Below are 14,804 nucleotides of genomic sequence, written 5' to 3' on the forward strand. Positions count from 1 at the left end.
TAGGCTAAACCCGCCGACATGTTCGTGCCCTTCTTCGACACGCTCCGTCGCGCCGGCGTTCCGGTCTCGCTTCGGGAATACCTGACCTTTCTGGAGGCGCTGCGCGCCGGCCTCGCGACCTACGACGTGGAGGCGTTCTACTACCTCGCGCGCAGCGCGATGGTGAAGGACGAGCGCCACGTCGACCTGTTCGACCGTGCCTTCGCGCACTGCTTCAAGGGTCTCGAGGACATCGCGCCCGAACAGGTGCTGGAGTCGATGGACCTGCCGGCCGACTGGCTGACGAAGATGGCCGAAAAGCACCTCAGCGCCGAGGAGAAGGCCGAGATCGAGGCGATGGGCGGCTTCGACAAGCTGATGGAAACGCTGCGCGAACGGCTCAAGGAACAGCAGGGCCGGCACCAGGGCGGCAACAAGTGGATCGGGACGGCGGGCGCCTCGCCCTTCGGCGCGTACGGCTACAACCCCGAAGGGGTGCGTATCGGGCAGGACAAGAGCCGCCACCAGCGCGCCGTCAAGGTGTGGGACAAGCGCGCGTTTCGTGACTTCGACGACAGCGTGGAAATCGGCACGCGCAACATCAAGGTCGCGCTGAAGCGCCTGCGGAAGTGGGCGCGCGACGGCGCGGCAGACGAGCTCGACCTGCCCGGGACGATCCGGGCGACCGCGGAGCACGGCTACCTCGACGTCAAGACCCGGCCCGAGCGGCGCAACGCGGTGAAGGTCCTGCTTTTTCTAGATGTCGGCGGGTCGATGGACGCGCACGTGAAGGTCGTCGAGGAGCTGTTCTCGGCGGCGCGCGCGGAGTTCAAGCACCTCGAACACTTCTACTTCCACAACTGCCTGTACGAGGGCGTGTGGCGCGACAATCGCCGTCGCTGGGACGCGCAGACCGGAACCGACGAGGTGCTGCGCACCTATGGCGGCGACTGGAAATGCATCTTCGTGGGCGACGCCTCGATGAGCCCCTACGAGATCGCGATGCCCGGTGGTGCAAACGAGCACTGGAACGCGGAATCCGGGCAGGTCTGGCTCGACCGCGCGCGAGCGCAATGGCCCGACCACCTCTGGATCAACCCGGTGCCGCGAAAGTACTGGGACTACACCCAGTCGATCGGCATGATCCGCGAGATCTTCGATGACCGCATGGTGCCGATGACGCTCGAAGGTATCGACGCAGGCATGCGCATGTTGACGCGCTGAGGCGAAGCCCGGGACCGGATCGCGCGACCCGGTCCCGCCGCCTCAGCACACGAGACTCACACCACGAAAAGCGACGCCTCGACTTCGGCCAAGTCCGCCTGCGTCACCCGGATCAGCGCATCGGCGCCGTCCTCCGGCAGGGCGAGCGCAATGATCACGTCCGCCCCGTCCACCGAGAGCGACACGGAATCCGGACTGATGTCGGACACGAAAATCTCTTCGCCGGTCTCCCATCCCGTGATGACGTCGGTCACGCCGGCGCCATAAAGTTCGAACACGAAGGTATCGACGCCGCGGCCGCCGTCGAGCGTGTCGGCGTCTTCGCCACCCAACAGCGTATCGTTGCCCGTGCCGCCGTTCAGAACGTTTTCGCCGGCGAAGCCGAAGATCAGGTCGTTGCCCGCCCCGCCATAGGCGGTGTCGTTGCCGTCCATGAGCCCGATCGTGTCGGCGCCGCCACCGCCGCCGATTTCGTCGTCGCCGGCCTCGCCGATCAGCACGTCGGGCTGGAAGCCGCCGCCCATCCGGTCGTCGCCGACGCCGCCGACGATCGTGTCGCGGCCCAGACCGCCCGACAGATCGTCGTCGTCGGCTCCGCCCATGACCTGGTCGTCGCCCTGCCCCGCGAAGATCCGGTCGCGGCCGGTTCCGCCCATGATCGCGTCGTCGCCGGTGCCGCCCCCGATCAGGTCGTCGCCGCCATTTCCGAGGATCCGGTCGGCGCCGCTGGCACCCGCCATGTCGTCGTCGCCCTCACCGCCGGAGAGAGTATCGTTGCCGGAGCCGCCATAGACGCCATCCGCACCGTCGCCACCTTCGATCCGGTCGTCGCCGGCGAGACCGATCAGGAGATCGTTGCCCGCGCCGCCGATGAGAATGTCGCCTCCGGCATCGCCTCTCGCGACGTCATTCCCCTCGGCGCCCTCGAACACGACCGGTTGGGTGCCCTCGGAAAAGCTCACCGTGTAGTCGATTCCAACCGGCCGCATTTCGTGCTGCAGCACGAGGTAGAAGGTGCTGTCCTCGTTCGGCACGAACCCGTCGAGCGCGTAGGGGGTGCCGCTCGACGACGCCTCGAGGGGCAGCGACCCGTCCAGGCTCTCGGTGTAAAGCGCCACGTTCAGAGGATCCGTTCCCGGCGCGGAGGCCGCTTCGTCCACGGCAATGTCGTAGGCCGTGCCGGCCTCGAGCGTCAGTTCGTAGACGTCGGTGTCATAGAGGTAGTCGCCCCGGTCGGCGATGGAGCCTCCGACCGGGAGGGATGTTGCCTCCCCCGGGCTTTCGCCGACGGCATCGGGTGCCAGTTCCTCGATCGAGAGCTCGTAGTCGCCGCCGGTGCCGACCACATCGATGAACACGGTCTCGTCGGCCACCGCGATGAACGGCTGGAACGATGCGCCGAAGACGAGTCCTGCGTTACGGTCGGGCACGCGCAGTACCGCGCTTTCGAACGCACCCGGCGTCTCAGTTTCGATTTCGATCCTGTACGGAGTGTCAGCCTCCAAGTCGACGGCGAACCAATCGGAGTCTCCGAAGTAGTCGAACCGCCCCTCGACCGGAGTGCCGGGCCCGAACGTGCCTGTCGTGTCCGGCGAAGCGTCGAAATCGTCGGTCTCCGCCTCGGGAATTTCGTTTGCGGTGATCGTGTAGCTGCCGGTTTCCGCGCCGGCCGACGTCGTCGCGACGCGGTAGGATCCGCTTTCGTCCGGGACGAAGCCGTAGACTGCCGCGTCGCGGGTGGACGGGAAGACATCGTCGCTGCCGGTGATGTAGGTTCCCTCGGAGTCAAACAGCGCGATGATCGGATCGTCGATCCTTTCGGCGCCCGCGCCTGCACCCGAGACCGCGAAGCTGTAGGAGACGCCGGCCTCGAGCTCGACCGCGAACCAGTCCAGGTCCCCTTCGACCTCGATCGCGCCCGTGATCGCGCCGCCGATCGGCAACATCGCCGACGTTTCGAATGTGTCCGGATAATCGTCCATTGCGTGTCTCTCCCTCGGTCCTTCCCCGATCGCTACGGGATTGCCGCCCACCAAAGAAGGGGAGAACCGACGCGACCCCACGTCACCTGCCCTGGGCCGTCGCCGGTTTACCGTGCCGGCACCGGATTATATCGTGCACGACAGGAACGCCCCGGTGCGTCGGATCGTTGGCCGGGTGACAAACCGCAACCAGGAGGACGGACCATGATCAACAAGTTCGGCACTGCGAAGTGGCAAGGCGACCTTAAGACGGGCAAGGGCCATGTCTCGACCGAGTCCGGTGTGCTCACCGATACGCCCTACGGCTTCAACCAACGGTTCGAGGGCGAGGCCGGTTCGAACCCCGAAGAGCTCGTGGGCGCGGCGCACGCGGCCTGCTACTCGATGGCGCTGTCGATGATCCTCGGGCAGCATGACGCCACCGCCGAAGAGATCTCGACCAAGGCGACCGTGTCGCTCGATCAGGACGGCGACGGTTTTTCGGTCAAGAAGGTGCATCTCGACGTGACGGCCAAGGTGCCGGGCCTCGACGAGTCGAAGTTCATGGAAGCGGCGAACGCCGCCAAGGACGGCTGCCCGATCTCCAAGCTCTACGCGGGCGGCACCGCCGAGATCACGATGGACGCCAAGCTCTCCTGAGCGTGAACGACGCGATGCGGCGAAGGCTGCATCGCGTCTTTCCCGGGCGCGCGGCACGCCCCATATTGGGGGCATGCTGAAGATCGCCCCCATCCTCCTCGCCATCCTCTATGCGCTCGGCATGTATCGCGTGTCGGCGTGGCGCACCAAACAGGAGCTGGACGCGCGCTCGACCGAGCTTGCCGATCCGAACCTGAAGCGGCTGACCGACAAGATGGCGGAAGCGCTCGATCTCGACCGGATCCGTGTCAACATCTACGAGATCGAACCGGTCAACGGCCTTGCCGCGCCGGATGGGCGGATCTTCATCACCCGGGGCTTCTACAACAAGTATCGCGCCGGAGAGGTCTCGGCCGAGGAGATGGCCAGCGTCATCGCGCACGAGCTGGGCCACGTCGCACTGGGGCATGCGCGCAAGCGGATGATCGACTTCTCCGGGCAGAACGCAATCCGCACCGCGCTCGTCATGATCCTCGGGCGCATCATTCCGGGCATCGGCGTGATGATCGCCAACGCGCTCACGGCGCTGCTCGCCGCGCGGCTGTCGCGCACGGACGAATACGAGGCGGACGCCTACGCCGCAGCGCTCCTGTCCAAGGCGGGGATCGGGATCGGTCCGCAGAAGTCGCTCTTCCGCAAGCTCGAACAGCTGACGAAATCGGGCGGCGGGGCCATGCCGGCATGGCTGCTGAGCCACCCGAAGACCGAAGAACGCATCGCCGCGCTGGAAACCCTCGAACAGCGCTGGGAGGTCGCCCCGGGCTGATTGCCGCCGCAAGGCACATGCGATCCGCGAAAGGAGCGTCTACACGACCTCGAACGGCGCCGCGGCCCGATCGACACCGTTGACCTGCACCACGAGCCGATGCGGCCCGGGATGCCAGGTGAACGTGCTCGCCGCCGCCTTGAGCCTGTGCGCCTTCTTCAGGGTCAGCGTCGCGCCCGGCGTCACGTCCCCCTGCCCCAGCTTGAAGACCTTCTCGCCGCTGCGCCCAGCGGGGCGATGAAACACCACGCGGTAGTCGACAAGCGCTCGCAGGAGCCGCACGCCATCGATGCCCACCACGATGTCCAGCGCGTCGCCAATGGCCACCCGCGCCGGAAGGTCGAGCGTGACGGCTACCTCCGCATCCGGATCGAATCCGAGCAGCCGCAGTGCGTCCACCTCCCCGCGCTTGACGGCGGTGCGCAATGCATGGCGCGTCATCCAGTCGATCTCGCGCGGGGTTTGCCGGCCCGCGTCCTGCCACGCGCGCAACCGAGCGGTCACCGCGTCCGGCGCGATCTTGGACACGTCGTTGAGGTGATTGGCGACCGAACGCGTGACATAGCGCGTCGGGTCGGCATGAAGCCGGTCGAGCAGCGGCAGCGGCCGCAGCGGATCGAGCGTGATCCGCGCAGCCCACGGCAGCGTCGGTCGCGTGCCTTCGCTGACCAGACGCCGCACATGGTAGTTCTCGTCTTCCGCCCAAAGCGCGAGGCGGCCCAACGTCTCCTCCGGCCAGCGGTTCAGGAAAGGCCGGATGTAGAACTCCATCGAGAACCGCCGTGTCGCCGCGTGAAGCAGATCGAACGCGCGGTCGCGGTGATCCTCGAGTCCGTGCCGCACGGCGAGGATGCCGGGCACCGCGTGGATGAACTGGCCGAAATCGTCGTCGGTCAGCGACGGATCGAGCGGTGGCGGCATCGCGGCCTGGAGCGCATCGGCCATGTCCGGGAAATCGCCCGGCAGCTGCGCCTCGAGACAGCTGGCCAGCCAGTCGAGCCGCCCCAGCAGCGTGCGTCCCTCGAACCCCGCCAGAGCCTCGGCCTCGAAGCGCTCGGCATCGAAGCCGGGCAGCACGGCATGCTCGGCCGCGAGCTGTCGCACGGTGCGCGGATTGAACAGCTGATCCGAAAGCGAGAACCCGGCGCCGCCACCGGTTGCGTCGGGCCCGCGCGCCATCAGAGCGTCGCGTTGATGGCGCCGCCGTCGAGCAGCCAGTTCTGCCCGACGACAAAGCCCGCGTGCTGCGAGCACAGGAAGGCGCACGCATGCCCGAACTCCTCGGCCGTGCCGTAGCGCCGCGCGGGGATCGTCGCCTCGCGCCGAGCGCGCGCCTCGTCGATGGAGATGCCCTCGCGTTCGGCCACGCCGGTGTCGAGCGCCGCGGCACGGTCGGTGTCGTGGATACCCGGCAAGAGGTTGTTGATCGTCACGCCCATCGGCGCCACCTGCCGCGCGGTGCCGGCGACATAGCCCGTCAGACCGGTGCGCGCGGCGTTCGACAGGCCGAGCTGGGCGATCGGTGCCTTCACGGACTGCGAGGTGATGTTGACGACCCGTCCCCATCCGCGGTCGCACATGCCCGGCAAGAGCGCGGTCATCAGCGCGATCGGCGCGAGCATGTTGGTCTCGAGCGCTGCAAGGAAATCGACGCGCCCCCAGTCCGACCAGAGCCCGGGCGGCGGCCCACCGGCATTGGTCACGAGGATGTCGACGGCGCCGGCCGACGCCAGGACGGCGGCACGGCCCTCTTCGGTCGCGATGTCGGCGGCGACGGGCGTCACCTCGACGCCGTGCGCGGCCCGGATCTCGTCTGCGGCAGTCTCGAGCGCCGCGGCGCCGCGCGCGTTCAGGACGAGGTGCACGCCCGCTGTCGCGAGCGCTTCGGCGCAGCCGCGTCCGAGCCCTTTCGACGACGCCGTCACCAATGCGCGCTTGCCGCGAATTCCCAGGTCCATGAGTTCTCCCGTTCGTGTCGTCTTTCCGGACTGCGGCGCGCGGTTCGGCAAATCTCCGGCGCAGCGGCCTTGTGCTGCCACAATCCCTTTTCATAAAGACGCAGCGATGTCATGCGACTGACACGCCCGCCGTTCCCGCCCGTCCGACCCGGTGCCAGACACGATGCCCGCCCCTGACGACCTTCGCCCCACGCAATCCGTCGCGGTCTACCGCGCGGCGCAGTTTCGCGTGGCGAACGGCGCCAACCTCGGGGATGGCGTGTCGGTCGCGGGCGAACTGATGCTCGACGACATCTACCGCTTGTCACCCGTCGCGGCCCCGGTCCGTCTGGGCGTGGTGGCCCGGGCGGAACCGCCCTTCGCCGTCGCGGCAGACAGCGAGACCGGGCAGCCTGGGGCCGATCTGCATCTCGACTGCGCGGTGACCTTCATGTCGGGCGACGGCTGCACGACCGAAGCTCTGGTGCTTGTCGAGACCGATGCCGGCGGCAACATCGCCGACATCTACCTGCTTCCCCTCGGTCCGATCGGATCGCATGCGGATTACGCGCTCGTGGGCATCGATGAAGAGGCCGGGCTGCAACGCTTCGCGCAGGTGGCCTGCGTGTCCTTCACGCGCGGCACGCTGATCACGCTGGCCAGCGGCGAGCAACGCGCGGTCGAGAGCCTCGCCGTCGGGGATATTGTCCTGACGCGAGACGACGGCGCCCAACCGATCCGCTGGATCGGCCAGACCACGACGCGCGCCGTCGGCGACTTCGCCCCGATCGTCATCCGCGCGGGAACGCTGCACAATACCAACGACCTCGTCGTCAGCCCCGACCATCGGCTGTTCATCTACCAGCGGACCGATCGCCTGGGCGCTGGCCGGTCCGAACTTCTGGTCAAGGCGCGTCACCTCGTGAACGGCGACAGCGTCACGCGACTCACGGGCGGCTTTGTCGACTACTTCCAGATGCTCTTCGATCGCCATCAGATCATCTATGCCGAGGGGATCGCCGCGGAATCGATGCTGATCGACACGCGCACGCGTGCTGCGCTGCCCCGCGAGTTGTCGGAAACGCTGCGCCGTGTGATCCCCGGCCACAGCGATGCGGTGGCCCGGGATCTTGAGGTGCACGAAGCGCTGCTGCGTCGCGACGACGCCGCGGACATCCTGCGCCGTTCATCCGGCGGCTGAGCGCGGCACCTGCGGGGCACTGCGGCGTCAGCCGGTGGTGTAGAAGAACTCCTCCCTTACGATCTTGCCGTTCGCGACGTGGTAGACGCCGACCTCTTCCATCTCGAAGCTGTTGCCGGTGGCACGCTCGCGCCCCTGCGCGCGAAAGACGACGGCAAAGCGGTCGTCGCCGTGCGGATAGGGCCCGAGGACCTCGCCGCCCGTCATCTCCATGTTCTCAGACCACCATGCGTGCTTGCCGCGGATGGCATCGAGGCCTTTCGCCTCTCGGCTGTCGGTGCCGGGCATCGCGGCGGCCTCCACCGACACGGCGTCGGCGGCGTAGAGCGCATCCAGGTTCTCGGCTTCGCGTCCTTCGCGGCAGCCCGCGACGAGTTCGTCGGCGATTGATTTCAGATCCGTCATGGCTTCCTCCGTTCACCATTCGTTCTCAGATCATGCCTCTGTTATGTGACGCTGGCAAGACAGGCCGTTCAGTGGTCGCGCAGCGCCTCGATCAACTCGTCCTTGGTCATGTCGGATCGTCCTTCGATCCCGACCTTCTGCGCCTGGGCATAGAGCTCGTCGGTGGTCCATTCCTCGTAGGGCGGGCGCTTGCCCCCCTTCTTCGACGGGTTCATGTCGTCGTTGGCCTTCGCGTTGGCGATGCGCGCGGCCTTTTCCTTGGACATGCCGTCCTCGCGCAGATCGTCGTAGAGTTTCTCGTTCTTGATCGAGGGGCGGTCGTCGGCCATGGCGGATCTCCTTTGCCAGGCGAACCCCGCGCGCCCCCAAGCGGTTCCGGAACCCCTCGGCATACGGCACGCTGCACGGCGGGACGCGACGCGCCCGATTGCGGGCGGCGAGGCCGGGCGCTATATCGCGCGCATGCTCGACACCGCCCAGAACCGCCCCGCCCTGCCGCCCGAGATCGCGCGGCGCCGCACCTTCGCGATCATCTCGCATCCGGACGCGGGCAAGACCACGCTGACCGAGAAGTTCCTGCTGTTCGGCGGGGCGATCCAGATGGCCGGACAGGTCCGCGCGAAGGGCGAGGCTCGGCGCACGCGTTCGGATTTCATGGCGATGGAGAAGGACCGCGGCATCTCTGTTTCCGCCTCCGCGATGTCGTTCGATTTCAAGACCTTCCGGTTCAACCTTGTGGACACGCCGGGCCACTCCGATTTCAGCGAAGACACGTACCGGACGCTCACCGCGGTGGACGCGGCGATCATGGTGATCGACGGCGCAAAGGGCGTGGAAAGCCAGACGCGCAAGCTCTTCGAGGTGTGCCGGCTGCGCGACCTGCCGATCCTGACCTTCTGCAACAAGATGGACCGCGAAAGCCGCGACACGTTCGAGATCATCGACGAGATCCAGGAGAACCTGGCGATCGACGTGACGCCGGCCTCCTGGCCCATTGGCACCGGCCGCGACTTCGTCGGCGCCTACGACATGCTGAACGACCGGCTCGAGATCATGGACCGGGCCGACCGCAACCGGGTCGCGGAGAGCATCCAGATCAGCGGGCTCGACGACCCCAAGCTGGCCGACCACGTGCCCGAACACCTGCTCGGCCAGCTCCGCGAAGAGGTGGAGATGGCGCGCGAATTGCTGCCCGCGCTCGACCCGCGCGCCGTTCTCGAAGGCCATATGACCCCGATCTGGTTCGGCTCCGCCATCAATTCCTTCGGCGTGAAAGAGCTGATGGAGGGCATCGGCGCCTACGCGCCCGAGCCTCAGCCGGCCCGCGCCGAGCCGCGGCAGATCGCGCCCGAGGAGGGCAAGGTCGCGGGCTTCGTGTTCAAGGTGCAAGCCAACATGGATCCGAAACACCGCGACCGGGTGGCCTTCGTCCGGCTCGCCTCGGGCCATTTCGAGCGCGGCATGAAGCTCACCCACGTTCGCTCAAAGAAAGCGATGACCGTCAGCGCGCCGGTCCTGTTCCTCGCCTCCGACCGCGAGCTCGCCGAAGAGGCCTGGGCCGGCGACATCATCGGCATTCCGAACCATGGACAGCTTCGCATCGGTGACACGCTGACCGAGGGCGAGGCGCTCAAGGTCACGGGCATCCCATCCTTTGCGCCGGAGCTTCTGCAGGGCGTGCGCGCGGGCGATCCGATGAAGGCGAAGCACCTGGAAAAAGCCCTGATGCAGTTCGCCGAGGAGGGCGCTGCCAAGGTTTTCAAACCGCAGATCGGCTCGGGCTTCATCGTCGGCGTCGTCGGCGCGCTTCAGTTCGAGGTGCTGGGCGCGCGGATCGAATCCGAATACGGCCTGCCCGTCCGGTTCGAACCCTCGCAGTTTACATCGGCCCGCTGGGTGCATGGACCGAAGGACAAGGTGGACACCTTCGCAGCCAAGAACAGCCAGCACATGGCGACCGACAACGACGGCGACGCGGTCTACCTAACGCGGATGCAGTGGGACATCGACCGGGTGGAGCGCGACTATCCCGACGTGACGCTGTCCGCGACGAAGGAAATGATGGTCTGACAGCCACGGTCGCGGCCGTGTCGCGATCGATCAGGCCGCCTTAAGCACCAGGACCGCGTTCAGTCCGCCGAAGGCGAAGGCGTTCGACAGCGCCGCGCCGACCTTGGCCTCGCGGGCCTCGTTCGGCACGCAGTCGAGCGCGCATTCCGGGTCGGGTTCTTCGTAACCGATCGTCGGCGCGATTACCCCGTCGCGCAGCGCCATGATGCACGAAAGAAGCTCCACCGCGCCGGTGCCGCCGATGCAATGCCCGTGCATCGATTTGGTGGACGAGATCATCAGTTCGTCCGCGTGCGTTCCGAAGACATCGGCCACGGCCGCGCACTCGGTCTTGTCGTTCGCCGCGGTTCCGGTGCCATGGGCGTTGATGTAGCCGATCCTTTCGCGGTCGAGCCCGGCATCGGCCAATGCGCCCGAGATCGCGCGCGCGGCGCCCTGCTTGGACGGCATCACGATGTCGGCGGCGTCCGACGACATCGCGAAGCCCGCCACTTCGGCGATGATCTCCGCCCCGCGGGCCTTGGCGTGCTCATACTCCTCGAACACGAAGATGCCCGCGCCCTCGCCCTGCACCATGCCGTTGCGCGTGGCCGAGAAGGGACGGCAACCGTCCTTCGACATCACGCGGAGGCCTTCCCACGCCTTGATGCCGCCGAAACAGAGCATCGATTCCGAACCGCCGGTGACCATGACCGGCGCCATGCCTGAGCGCACGAACCAGAACGCCTGTCCCATCGCGTGGTTCGACGAGGCGCAGGCCGAAGCGACGGTGAAGCTCGGCCCCTTGATATTGTACTGCATCGAGACGTGGCTGCAGGCGGCGTTGTTCATCAGCTTGGGCACGACGAAGGGATGAACGCGGTTCTTCCCCTCCTCGTAGACCGCGCGATAGTTCTCGTCCTGCGTGGTCAGACCGCCGCCGGACGTGCCCAGAACGACGCCCGAGCGATTGGCGAGCTCACCTTCGAAGGTCAGGCCCGATTGGCGGATCGCCTCTTCGGCCGCGATCAAGGTGAACTGGGTATAGCGATCGTAGAGCGCGATCTGCTGGCGGTTGAACACCTCTTCGGGGTCGAACCCCTTGACCTGACCGCCGATCCTGATCGCCAGCCGGTCGGTGTCGCGCATCTCGAGCGGACCGATGCCGCAGCGGCCCTCTCGCATCGCCTCGAGCGTATCGGGCACGTTCTGGCCGAGCGCGTTGATCGTTCCCGCGCCGGTGATGACGACGCGCTTCACGCGTGCTGCTCGGCGACGAGTCGCTCCACGCCCTCCACGATCTTGGCGACCGACGAGATGTCGAAGTCGCTCTCGGACGGATCGTTGGCGTTGAACGGAACGGAGATGTCGAACGCCTCCTCGATCGCGAAGATCGACTCGACGAGCCCGAGGGAGTCGATCCCCAGATCCTCGAGGGTGTGATCCATCTTCACGTCGGAGGGCTCCAGCACGGCCTGCTCGGCGATGATCTCGACGACCTTGTCCTTGACGTTCATCTCGGGCGCCTCGCGTGTCTTGGTCTTTGGCCGGGAGACTTATCCGCTCGGGGTTTCCTTGGAAACCGCTTTCCGAAGGTCAGCCACCTCGCGCGCGAGTCGCGGCAGGCGGCGCAGCGCCTTGTAGGTTTCGAGGTGCTGATCCATCTTCATCGCCGGGTAGCCGAGCATTACGCGGCCCGCCGGGATCGACGACAGCACGATGGTCGAGCCGCCGCAGATGACGTTGTCGCCGATCCGGATGTTGTCGCTGACGCCGACCTGACCGGCCAGAACGACGAAGTCGCCGATACTCACCGAGCCGGCAATACCCACCTGACCGCAAAGCAGCGTGTGGCGGCCCACAACCGTGTTGTGGCCAACCTGCACGTGGTTGTCGAGCTTGGTGCCGTTCCCGATGCGAGTGTCGCGCACGGTGCCGCGGTCGATGGCGGCGGAAGCGCCGACCTCCACGTCGTCGCCTATCGTGACCCCTCCGAGCGAGGCGATCCGCGCCCAGGGCTGCCCTTTGGCCTCGCCCTGGTCGCCGAGGCTCTCGCGCGCGCGCTCGACGCCCGAGGCCTCCGGCGTGACGAAGGAGAAGCCGTCATTGCCGATGACAGAGTTGAAATGCGCGATGAAGCGCGCGCCGATCGTGCAGCGCGCGCCGATCTTCGCGCCGGCATGCAACAGGCTGCCCGCGCCGATGCTGGTGCCCCAGCCGACATGTGTCTGTGGGCCGATCACCGTGCCGTCACCGATCACCACGTCGGCCCCGATCACGCTGAACGGTCCGACGCTGACATCCGCGCCGAGCCGCGCGGACGGGTCGATCACCGACATCGGGTGGATGCCGCGCGGATAGCCCTGCCCCGGATCCATCATCTCGGACAGGGCCGACAGGGCGTAGCGCGGGCGCGGCGCAAGGATCGCGGCGTCGAGGCCCATCCCTTGCCAGTCGGCCTCGGCCCAGAGCATGGCGGCGCGGGCGCGCCCCTTCGGCAGCGCCTCGGCGTATTCCGGCTTCATCGCCATGGCGAGCTGGTCGGGGGCCGCGTCGGCCGGCTCGGCGACGCCGGTCACGGCAAGGGAGGTGTCGCCCGCGGCGTCGAGCCCGAGCGCGGCGGCGATGTCTGCGATGGTGTGCGTCATGCGGGCCTCCGGGCTGTGGTGCCCGGAGGTCTAGCTTTCCCCGCGGCCGAGAGCCACCCCCGCCCGGTCGAGCGCTGCCCAGATGCGCGCGTCGCGGCCGTAGATGTCGTCACGGAATTGCACCCGCCCCTTCGCCTGGGTGAACGCCGTGCGGTAGATCAGGTGAACCGGCACCGGCTGCTCGAGGTTCACGCGCGCCTCGTTGCCGTAGCGCAGACGTTCCTGGAAGAAGCCCTCCGGGTCGCTTGTCTGGCGCGCCAGCAGAGCATGCGCGAAGCCAAACGGATCGCCGAGGCGGATACAGCCATGCGAATACGCGCGGCGGTCGCGGTCGAACAGGTGCTTGGTCGGCGTGTCGTGAAGGTAGATGTTGTACTTGTTCGGGAACATGAACTTCACCTTGCCGAGCGCGTTGTTCGGCCCCGGCGGCTGACGCATGGAATAGGGAAAGTTCGATCCGAACCCGCGGCTGCGGTTCACGACCTGGCCGCGGCTGTTGATGATCTGAAGATGGCTGACCGCGTACGGGTTGCGACGCAACTGCGGCAGGTATTCGTTGCGGATGATCGATCGCGGCACGTACCAGGCCGGGTTGATCACCATGTGGTCCATCTCGTCGGAGAACTCCGGCGTCCGGCGCCCGCCTTCGTCCGAGCCGATGACCGCCCGAGTCTCGAAGGTCAGCGTTTCGCCATCGTAGATCCGCGCCTTGAACTCGGGCAGATTCACCTTGATGTGGCGACCGTCCAGTCCCTCGGGACGATTGAGCCAGCGCTCGCGTTCCATCGCGACGAGAATCTGCTGCAGACGCTCCTCGGCCGAGACGTTGATGGCCGACAGCGTTGCGCCGCCCGCGATCCCGTCGATGGCCAGCCCGTGATCGGCCTGCAGGGTCTCGACAGCGGCTTCCATCTTTCGGTCGTAGGTGGCGGTCACCGTGGGAGCGAGGTAGCCCATCGCGATCAGGCGGTCGCGCAGCGCCACCACACCATCGCCCGTAGCGCCCCGCTCCATCTTGCCCGACGGGACCGCGGGGCCCCAGCCGCCGCGGGAGACCATGCGTTCGAACCGCATCTTCTCGCGCATGAGCCGGACGTATTCGCGGCTCTGCGGTGCAAGTGTGCGAAAAACGGCGCGCGGATCCCCTTCCTCGACTGCGGCGAGAAGCTCGGCCGGATCGCGGGTCACGCGTTCGCGCTTGAGATCGGAATCGACCCGAGACGGATCGAGCGCACCGCTTCCGAGAGTGCGCGCGAATTCGAGATACGCCTCCGTCAGTGTCACATCCAGCAGCCCGCGATCGCGCGAGGTTCGGGCCGCGCGCATCTCGGCCATCAGGCGGGAGGGATCGAAGCGTGCGGCGGGAAGGCCGTGCAGGCTCGCTGTCCCGAGCGCCTCCAAAAGTGCCGCACGACGTGCTCGGTGCGTCTCGTCGGCCCCTGTCCAGAGTGGCTCGAACGAGCGGTCGCGGTAGAACGCGGCGACGGCCTCGTCTCCCGAAACGGATTCGGCCACCGCCTGCTTGAACGCGGTGACCTGAGCCTGTCCGCTCGTGGGAGACACTGCGAGGAGCAGCGCGGCCGTGCCGGCCAAAAGAAACCGCTTCATCGCAGGGCTGGCCTGACGTCGCATCAAAGTCGCTCCATATTCATTAATGAATTCCACTTATTGAAAGTGGAGTCGGAAAGTTCTGCCAAGTCCATTCACAAACGCCTCAGATGCCGAAAACGGGCATTGCCTGATGCCCGGACGCATCGCCGCAAGGGTGAACGGAACGGGTACAAGCCCCGGAGTCTGGCGAAATTTCGGCGATATGCCGCCGATCCGACGCTGCTGCGGAACCAGAACCGCTCCTGTACTTTTCCGGCCGATTTCTGTGTGCAATAAAAATTAAGACATCTGGGGAAAGATGGCAGGGCCGGCGCAACGACGTCGGCGTATCGGCAGCAGTCAAGACAACGACTTCGGGACAGA

Annotated in this window: 14 protein-coding genes; 5 read left to right on the forward strand and 9 right to left on the reverse strand. The window is 66.9% G+C overall.

What is annotated here, in order from left to right:
* The first annotated feature begins 18 nt into the window (after positions 1–18).
* Positions 19–1,203 (forward strand): vWA domain-containing protein, encoded by a 1,185-nt coding sequence (locus ROJ8625_RS09640; RefSeq protein ID WP_085791671.1) that lies wholly within the window; start codon positions 19–21, stop codon positions 1,201–1,203.
* A gap of 56 nt (positions 1,204–1,259) precedes the next feature.
* Here ROJ8625_RS09640 and ROJ8625_RS09645 read toward each other — a convergent pair whose 3' ends face one another.
* Entirely contained in the window at positions 1,260–3,185 is a 1,926-nt protein-coding gene (locus ROJ8625_RS09645) for a calcium-binding protein (RefSeq protein WP_085791672.1), read from the reverse strand.
* Positions 3,186–3,389: 204 nt separating this feature from the next.
* On the opposite strand from ROJ8625_RS09645, the gene ROJ8625_RS09650 reads away from it, so the two are divergent.
* Both ROJ8625_RS09650 and ROJ8625_RS09655 read left to right on the forward strand, forming a co-directional pair.
* Complete coding sequence (locus ROJ8625_RS09650; protein WP_085791673.1) at positions 3,390–3,824, forward strand: OsmC family protein; 435 nt, start codon at positions 3,390–3,392, stop codon at positions 3,822–3,824.
* Between the two features lie 73 nt (positions 3,825–3,897).
* Entirely contained in the window at positions 3,898–4,590 is a 693-nt protein-coding gene (locus ROJ8625_RS09655; protein WP_085791674.1) for a M48 family metalloprotease, read from the forward strand.
* A 39-nt stretch (positions 4,591–4,629) separates the two neighbouring features.
* Here ROJ8625_RS09655 and ROJ8625_RS09660 read toward each other — a convergent pair whose 3' ends face one another.
* On the reverse strand, positions 4,630–5,769 hold the full coding sequence (locus ROJ8625_RS09660; protein WP_085791675.1) for a YhaZ family DNA alkylation repair protein: 1,140 nt from the start codon (positions 5,767–5,769) through the stop codon (positions 4,630–4,632).
* Positions 5,769–6,548, reverse strand: a complete 780-nt coding sequence (locus tag ROJ8625_RS09665) for an SDR family oxidoreductase (RefSeq protein WP_085791676.1) — start codon at positions 6,546–6,548, stop codon at positions 5,769–5,771. The genes ROJ8625_RS09660 and ROJ8625_RS09665 overlap by 1 nt, the downstream gene beginning before the upstream one ends.
* A gap of 163 nt (positions 6,549–6,711) precedes the next feature.
* On the opposite strand from ROJ8625_RS09665, the gene ROJ8625_RS09670 reads away from it, so the two are divergent.
* Complete coding sequence (locus tag ROJ8625_RS09670; protein WP_085791677.1) at positions 6,712–7,728, forward strand: Hint domain-containing protein; 1,017 nt, start codon at positions 6,712–6,714, stop codon at positions 7,726–7,728.
* A 27-nt stretch (positions 7,729–7,755) separates the two neighbouring features.
* On the opposite strand, the gene ROJ8625_RS09675 is transcribed toward ROJ8625_RS09670, so the two are convergent.
* Both ROJ8625_RS09675 and ROJ8625_RS09680 read right to left on the reverse strand, forming a co-directional pair.
* Positions 7,756–8,133 (reverse strand): nuclear transport factor 2 family protein, encoded by a 378-nt coding sequence (locus ROJ8625_RS09675; protein WP_085791678.1) that lies wholly within the window; start codon positions 8,131–8,133, stop codon positions 7,756–7,758.
* A 68-nt stretch (positions 8,134–8,201) separates the two neighbouring features.
* A complete protein-coding gene (locus tag ROJ8625_RS09680; RefSeq protein ID WP_085791679.1) occupies positions 8,202–8,462 on the reverse strand; it encodes a DUF7218 family protein in 261 nt (86 codons plus the stop codon).
* A 133-nt stretch (positions 8,463–8,595) separates the two neighbouring features.
* Here ROJ8625_RS09680 and ROJ8625_RS09685 point away from each other — a divergent pair, with 133 nt between their 5' ends.
* Positions 8,596–10,203: a peptide chain release factor 3 gene (locus tag ROJ8625_RS09685; protein WP_085791908.1), complete on the forward strand. Its 1,608-nt coding sequence runs from the start codon at positions 8,596–8,598 to the stop codon at positions 10,201–10,203.
* Positions 10,204–10,233: 30 nt separating this feature from the next.
* On the opposite strand, the gene ROJ8625_RS09690 is transcribed toward ROJ8625_RS09685, so the two are convergent.
* The 4 genes from ROJ8625_RS09690 to ROJ8625_RS09705 are packed head-to-tail and all read right to left on the reverse strand — an operon-like array spanning position 10,234 to position 14,462.
* Positions 10,234–11,442: a beta-ketoacyl-[acyl-carrier-protein] synthase family protein gene (locus tag ROJ8625_RS09690; protein ID WP_085791680.1), complete on the reverse strand. Its 1,209-nt coding sequence runs from the start codon at positions 11,440–11,442 to the stop codon at positions 10,234–10,236.
* A complete protein-coding gene (locus tag ROJ8625_RS09695; protein ID WP_085791681.1) occupies positions 11,439–11,699 on the reverse strand; it encodes an acyl carrier protein in 261 nt (86 codons plus the stop codon). Before ROJ8625_RS09695 ends, ROJ8625_RS09690 begins: the two co-directional genes overlap by 4 nt.
* 39 nt (positions 11,700–11,738) lie before the next feature.
* A complete protein-coding gene (gene lpxD, locus ROJ8625_RS09700) occupies positions 11,739–12,830 on the reverse strand; it encodes a UDP-3-O-(3-hydroxymyristoyl)glucosamine N-acyltransferase (RefSeq protein ID WP_085791682.1) in 1,092 nt (363 codons plus the stop codon).
* Positions 12,831–12,860: 30 nt separating this feature from the next.
* Positions 12,861–14,462, reverse strand: coding sequence for a L,D-transpeptidase family protein (locus ROJ8625_RS09705; RefSeq protein WP_234984225.1), 1,602 nt, complete (start codon positions 14,460–14,462; stop codon positions 12,861–12,863).
* Positions 14,463–14,804 lie beyond the last annotated feature (342 nt).

The sequence above is a fragment of the Roseivivax jejudonensis genome (assembly GCF_900172265.1).
Lineage (GTDB): Bacteria > Pseudomonadota > Alphaproteobacteria > Rhodobacterales > Rhodobacteraceae > Roseivivax > Roseivivax jejudonensis.